This window comes from Parageobacillus caldoxylosilyticus NBRC 107762 (genome assembly GCF_000632715.1).
Taxonomy (GTDB): domain Bacteria; phylum Bacillota; class Bacilli; order Bacillales; family Anoxybacillaceae; genus Saccharococcus; species Saccharococcus caldoxylosilyticus.
In genome coordinates this window covers 1-6,371 of record NZ_BAWO01000102.1, presented here as the reverse complement: position 1 = coordinate 6,371, position 6,371 = coordinate 1, and the positions used below count along the sequence as shown (strand labels likewise).

Sequence of the window (6,371 nt, the reverse complement as noted above, 5' to 3'; positions counted from 1 at the left end):
ATGTTCCGTATTGGCAGGGAGAGTCGAGGGAAGCGTATGAATTGGTATACGGGGACTTGCGGCAAATTGGGGCACGCATTTATGCGACCGCAGATGATCTTTTGCATGAAATAAGCAGGGAAATCGCCCGCCTTCGGCGAAAGATAGAGGAGCTGCAATGACGACGATACGAATCAAGCCAGAAGAGCTGGAAGCCGTAGCCGAGCATGTCCCTGACGCGGAAGACGCCTGCTGTCGTGCGCGGACCTCGCTTTCCTGGGAACTACCCTCTTTAGTGATAGAGATTACCGGCCTCGGTTCTGATGCCATCCATGAGCTCAAAGATGAGCTGATTCATTGGCTCGACCGCTATGAAGAAAAGCTGAATGAAGCGGAAGAACTGCTGTACCGGACGGCCGCGGCAATGCGACAGGCAGACCAAACGCTTGCGGACAACATGAAAGAATTCGGTTTGGAGCTTCTTGGCTGGTATGATGTGCAGCGATTGTTTGGAGAATACGATCCAATCACCGGAGAACGGATTACAGCAGGAGACCGCCTGCTAGCGGGGGGAATGCTATTATTGACCGTCATTCCTCCAGCCAAAGGAGCAGGCATCGCCGGCAAAGCAGGGATCAAAGGATTGAAAGCGGCGGAAACAGCGGTGGATGTTTCCAAATTGGTCTCGCAAACGAGACATGTTCTCCGCTATGATAAAATCGTGCCTGCCCTTCAAGCGGTATACCACCAAGTCGTAAAGGCACCGATTACCCAAACGATCCGTTCGTTCAAAAAGAAATGGGACGATCTTCTTGACAGCGTTCGATCTGTCCAACTGCAGCCGGCATTTGCCGGGATAGGGCCGGTATCTAGGGCAGGGGTGCGGGAGACCGCGGAAGAAGCCACTAACACGTTTAGACATTTCATGATTAAAAAATCTGACGAAGTTATTGAAGGGATGGTGAAAGCTGAACCTAGTAAGGTAGTAAACGTACTCGCTAATTTCCAAAGCAAAAAATTTGTAGTTGGGAATCAAACATTCCTGCTAGATAAACGAGGAATGAAGCACATTCTTGAAAGGCATCATCCTGAGTATTGGGATGGGTCAATAAAAGCAAAACAGACTTTTCTAAGGAAAGATATGTCCATTGATGAGATAGTGAATGCTATAGAAACTATTATAATGCAAAATCGAGATACCCTATTGAAAAATGGAACGACCTTTAGTTATCAAATAAAAGGAACCTATAATGGAATAGAATATGTAGTTGGTTTTAACAGAGGACGAGTTGGTCAATTTTATCCACTTGAATAGTAGGTGAGAAAATTGTTTTATGTAAATACTTTCATTTGTAGACCAGATAAAAAAATAAATGACCTATCACTTTTGAAGAATAATATTGAAAGTTATTTCGTGCCAATTACTGATACTAGAGAATTATTGAATATCGAAGAATTATTGGATTTTGAATATTTAAGTGGGGCAATTCTATTCAAATATGGTGAACAAATTTTGCTTGATGTTACATTATGGGATTTAGTTGATCAATTATGGGTGTATATATTAAATGTCCTTGAGAGTTTGTTACGTACAGGAAAAGGCGAGACTTACTTTCCAGATCAACCTGTCAAGCTCCAAATAAACTCAATATCTGAAGATTTAGTGCTTTATGAAATAGAGGCGAATGACCATATAAAAGTTGTATTGCCGAAAAGAGAGTTGGTTGAGGCTTTATTGCGGGGGGCCGATGACTTTTTTCAAAGTATGGAGAAGTGTTTCAAAGAGAAGTGTAATTATGAATATGAAATAGAGAAGATAAAAACTTTGAGAAGAACTCTTTTGAATCAATAGATTAGCGTGTTTCTATCTTCCAAGCGGAATCCATACACTTACCAGCTAAACAAACTCACCAGATAAATTTTGTAGGCTTATTCCCATTTACCATTTTAGAAGGAATAAGCCTTTTTTGCATGCTAGTTAGTAGATGAAAAACAGGGTTTAATTACTAGAACAGATATAGCATGAATAAAAAACTTTCGAGCAATGCGACAGGCAGACCAAACGCTTGCGGATAACATGAAAGAATTCGGTTTGGAGCTTCTTGGCTGGTATGATGTGCAGCGGGTGTTTGGGGAATATGATCCGGTGACAGGGGAACGGCTTTCATTTGGAGACCGCCTGCTAGCGGGGGGAATGTTATTGTTGTCCGTCATTCCTCCAGCCAAAGGAGCAGGCATCGCCGGCAAAGCAGGGATCAAAGGATTGAAAGCGGCAGAAACAGCAGCGGATGTTTCGAAATGGATTTCGAAAACGAAAAACGTCCTGAATGTTGATAAAATCAAAGGGGCTTTACAAACGATCTATCACCAGGTCATCAAAGGGCCTATCACCGCAACGATCCGCTCGTTCAAACAGCAATTGGATAACTTTTTTAAAAATGTTGGTTCTGTCCTGATGGGGCCGGAGCCGGCCTTGGCAGGAGTCGGTGGCCCGACATCCCGCATGTGGGTGAGCGGGGCTGAGAGGGAAGCCAAAGGAACAATGATGAATATCGTCGGCAGAACGAGGGATCAGGTGATTGGCAAGGGTATTGGCAAAGGTGAACAAATACTTGATAAGGTAAGAACGTATGAACAAGCTAGAAATAAAGCACTTAAATTAGTAGGGGATTTAGGTCCAAATTCAAAGCCATATATAGGTACTCTTAAATCTAGTGCAGGGTACGGAAAAGTTGTGGGTAGGCAATCTGCTGATGGAAAGGTTAGATGGAGATTAGACTACGACCCTAATAAAGGGCCACATATTAATGTAGAAGATTTTCGTGAGGGTAAAGGGCTTAAAGCTAAAAAATATGTAATACCTTTTGAAGGTAATGAAAGTACTTTTAAAGCTTATTTAAAACACTTGAATAGATAAGGGTGAATTTGAATGACTTTATTAGATGAATGTATTGAAGCCTTAGGTGAAGATGCTGAAATTTTAATGAATAGTGAAAAAGAGAAAGTTCTTGATGCTTTGGAAAGCTCTTTTCCATTTGCTGAATGGGGGCGTATTGATTGGGACAAGGTTAGTAAAAAAGAAAATGTAAATACTGTAGATGATATAATAGCTTATCTAGAAAATTGTTACCAAAATTTTGATCCAGTTGTCTATATAATTTGGGACGAGGGGACTTTGCCCATTATCAAGTCTGATTTAAAAAAGGTTTTAGAAGTTATTGATGATGTTACGGCGGTTAGTTTTGATACTTGGATCTTTTCGCCAACTTCAGGATATGTAATAGAAATATATCATGAAGGGGAAGTGTGGGTTGGTATAAGATAGAAACTTGTAATATGGTAATATAGAGCCTCAAAGGAGATATTAAATCTCTTTTGAGGTATTTTTTTAGCATATCTCGAATTATTTTATATACACTGTAACAATCATATATACAATAAATAACATTTGGGTCTTCACCATTTTCTGTGATTTCTACTCAATCCTAGAAATATGTTAGCTGGATGAAATAGGTTCATTAATCAGGATCCTTCTTCCGCATACAGACCATGAAGTTGGTAGAATGGAAACAGTCAAGTGCTTTCCTTGACGGGTTCCATTCTACCAACTATCATACCGATAGCGGAAGAAGGGAGCGCTTAAGCAGCCTGACTACCTGTAGTGTTCCCTGTACACTCCAGAAATACACGCAAACGAAACCGTTCTAGATTTCGATAGCTATATGCCCGGCGTTTGATGTTTTTGATCTTGTGATTCGTCCCCTCGATTCGGGCATTCGTATATGGGCACAAAAAGTAGGAAAGAATAGGCTCCTTCCACCTTTCAAGAGTGTTGGCTGCTTCCTGAAAAGAAGCAAAAGGGCTCTGTTTGGCTAACTTAATCCATTCTTCCAAGCGTTCCTTTGCTTCGTTATATCCATCGGTTCGGTAAAAAGCCCGAAACAACTCTTTCAGATAATAAGCAATGGAAAGTACCGGATACTTCTCCAAGATATCGTCTAATCGAAGCCGTTGGTCCTTACGAAGCTTTTCACAGCCTTTTAAGAGAAGATATCGAGCCTTTTTCAATGGAGAAAATTCCTTTCTTGCTTGATCTAAGACTTGTATCACTTTTTGAACCACATGGTACTTATCGATGACAATCGAAGCAGATGGAAACAGGGCACGAACCGCCTTATGATAAGGTTCCCACATGTCAAGAATCACCGTTTGGACCATTTCTTTCGACAGGACATTTTGGCTCAACAAGTTGATGGCGGAATCACATTGGCGATCAGCATGCATTCCCATGACCGATCCGGCTTTGGCATCCATCAATACGGTTTCATACTGATGTCCCTTTTTTACAGCGATTAAGCACCATCTCTTCTTGAGAAGATGCTTCTATCGCTGTTTGACGCTCTTTTGCTTTTTTCGATGCAATGAAGTAATAGATGCGCTCCAATGTCGTATATGGAATACGGTGCTTTCGGCTAACCTCTTGAATGGTGGAGCCTTCACAAAGTTCATACAAGTACTCACAAAATCGATTGGTGTAGTGTTGATTGGGTTGAATCGATTCCAAAGAGGCGGAAAACACTTGGGAACAATTCCAGCACCGATAGCGCTTTACCTTTACGAACTTTACGAACAAGTACACCGGCTGATGGAAAATCGCCAAATCCCGTACTTTTCTTGTCCGTCTGTCGTGGACAGAGGAAGTGGAAAACCCACAATGAGGGCAACGTTCCTGTGTCTCTGTTTTCTCTACATGAATCGCATAACCATAGGAAAGAAGTTCTTGTTTAATAACTTTAAATTCTGGCAATCCTAGTGGTATAGAAAGCACTTACGAGACCTCCTTAATGTTTATTTCACTGCTAACATTATTGCCAGGATCTCGTTAGTGCTTTCTCTTTTTTGCCACTAAATCACAAAATTTGGTGATGAACCTTAAATATTAAATTAAAAATATCAAACTAAAATATTGAGGTGACTTATTAATGGGAGATGCACAAAATATATTTAATCATTTTAAATTAGAAGAGAAAGTCCCCATATCAACAGTTGAGAAGTATAAAGAGAGAATTCCTGCAGAAGTTGTTGATATTTGGAAACAATACGGTTTTGGTAGTGTATTACAAGGTTATCTAAAAATAGTGAACCCTGATAAATTTCAAGATCTTTTAGAAGACGTATATATACGATATCAAGAAGCCATTCCGTTGTTCGCTACATCAATGGGAGATATAATCGTTTGGGAAAAGGGCAGATATTTAAACCTGTTGAATTTTAGAAAAAATGAGGTACATGTTATTTCAGCTGGATTTGATTTTTTCTTTGAGGATTTCAACGATGAGGCCTTTTTAGATGAGGAATTAAATTGGTTTCCTTATCCAGAGGCGGTTAGGAGATATGGGGAACCAGAGTTTGATGAATGTTTTGGCTATGTACCTCTTCTTGGATTAGGTGGGCCAGAAAAAGTAGAGAACTTGAAAAAGGTTAAACTGATTGAGCATATTTATTTAATCACCCAATTTATGGGACCTATAGAATAAGTATTAGAATCTCTTAACTTGGTCAATCAATATTCAGCAAAACATTATCATTAGTTATTAGATTACTTCTATTTTCAGCCTTGATGGGTTTTATGCCTTTCAAGGTTTCTTTTTTGGCGGAGGATACCCAGTGCCGAATAAGCCACTTTCTTCGTTACTAACAAAATATAACCCTAATTGTAAATTAGCATATTAATTTCGTTATCTTTTTTCAGATTTTTTGGGGCTGTTTTCTGAAATCGCGCCAATCTTCATATTTATCCTGTGCAGGTACTCTTTTTTATGAAATGAGAAAGGAAATTACCTAAATTTAGCGAAAGATAGAGGAGCTGCAATGACGACGATTCGAGTCAATCCGTAAGAGCTGGAAGCTGTAGCCGAGCATGTCCCTGATGCGGAAGACGCCTGCTGTCGTGCTCGGACCTCGCTTTCGTGGGAATTTCCATCGTTGGTGATGAAGATTCCCGGCATTAGCACTGATGCGATCGATAGTCTCAGAGATGATCTGATTCATTAGCTCGACCGTAATGAAGAAAAGCTAAATGAAGCGGAGGAATTACTGTATCGAACAGCTGCGGTCATCAGACAGGCAGACCAAACGCTCGCTGACAACATGAAAGAATTTGGTCTGGAGCTTAGTGGCTGGTATGATGTGCAGCGATTGTTTGGAGAATACGACCCTATCACCGGAGAACGGATTTCAGGATGGGACTGCTTGGTTGCGGGAGGAATGTTATTGGCTTCTTTTGTTCCTCCGGTCAAAGGAGCAGGCATCGCCGGTAAAGTGGGGATTAAAGGAGTGAAAGCGGCCGGAACCACAGCGGATGTTTCGAAATGGATTTCGAAAACGAAAAA

General features: G+C 40.8%; 4 protein-coding genes and 4 pseudogenes. 7 read left to right on the top strand and 1 reads right to left on the bottom strand.

The annotated features are described in order from the left end of the window. From GCA01S_RS21200 to GCA01S_RS18630, 5 genes and pseudogenes are all read left to right on the top strand, one after another. Nucleotides 1-161, top strand: a pseudogene (locus tag GCA01S_RS21200) (DUF5082 domain-containing protein); the annotation flags it as partial. Then, a complete protein-coding gene (locus GCA01S_RS21195) occupies nucleotides 158-1,294 on the top strand; it encodes a pre-toxin TG domain-containing protein (protein ID WP_042412409.1) in 1,137 nt (378 codons plus the stop codon). The pseudogene GCA01S_RS21200 and the gene GCA01S_RS21195, both read left to right, overlap by 4 nt. Nucleotides 1,295-1,306: 12 nt before the next feature. Beyond that, nucleotides 1,307-1,831 (top strand): hypothetical protein, encoded by a 525-nt coding sequence (locus GCA01S_RS18640; RefSeq protein ID WP_042412405.1) that lies wholly within the window; start codon nucleotides 1,307-1,309, stop codon nucleotides 1,829-1,831. A gap of 189 nt (nucleotides 1,832-2,020) precedes the next feature. Continuing rightward, a pseudogene (locus GCA01S_RS21475) lies at nucleotides 2,021-2,896 on the top strand (pre-toxin TG domain-containing protein); the annotation flags it as partial. A gap of 12 nt (nucleotides 2,897-2,908) precedes the next feature. Further along, a complete protein-coding gene (locus tag GCA01S_RS18630) occupies nucleotides 2,909-3,304 on the top strand; it encodes a CDI toxin immunity protein (RefSeq protein WP_042412403.1) in 396 nt (131 codons plus the stop codon). Nucleotides 3,305-3,618: 314 nt separating this feature from the next. Here GCA01S_RS18630 and GCA01S_RS21415 read toward each other — a convergent pair. Then, nucleotides 3,619-4,807 (bottom strand): annotated as a pseudogene (locus GCA01S_RS21415) (ISL3 family transposase). 154 nt (nucleotides 4,808-4,961) lie between these two features. Between GCA01S_RS21415 and GCA01S_RS18620 the strand changes: the two are divergent. Both GCA01S_RS18620 and GCA01S_RS18615 read left to right on the top strand, forming a co-directional pair. Beyond that, complete coding sequence (locus GCA01S_RS18620; protein WP_042412400.1) at nucleotides 4,962-5,516, top strand: T6SS immunity protein Tdi1 domain-containing protein; 555 nt, start codon at nucleotides 4,962-4,964, stop codon at nucleotides 5,514-5,516. A gap of 364 nt (nucleotides 5,517-5,880) precedes the next feature. Beyond that, nucleotides 5,881-6,371 (top strand): annotated as a pseudogene (locus tag GCA01S_RS18615) (pre-toxin TG domain-containing protein); the annotation flags it as partial.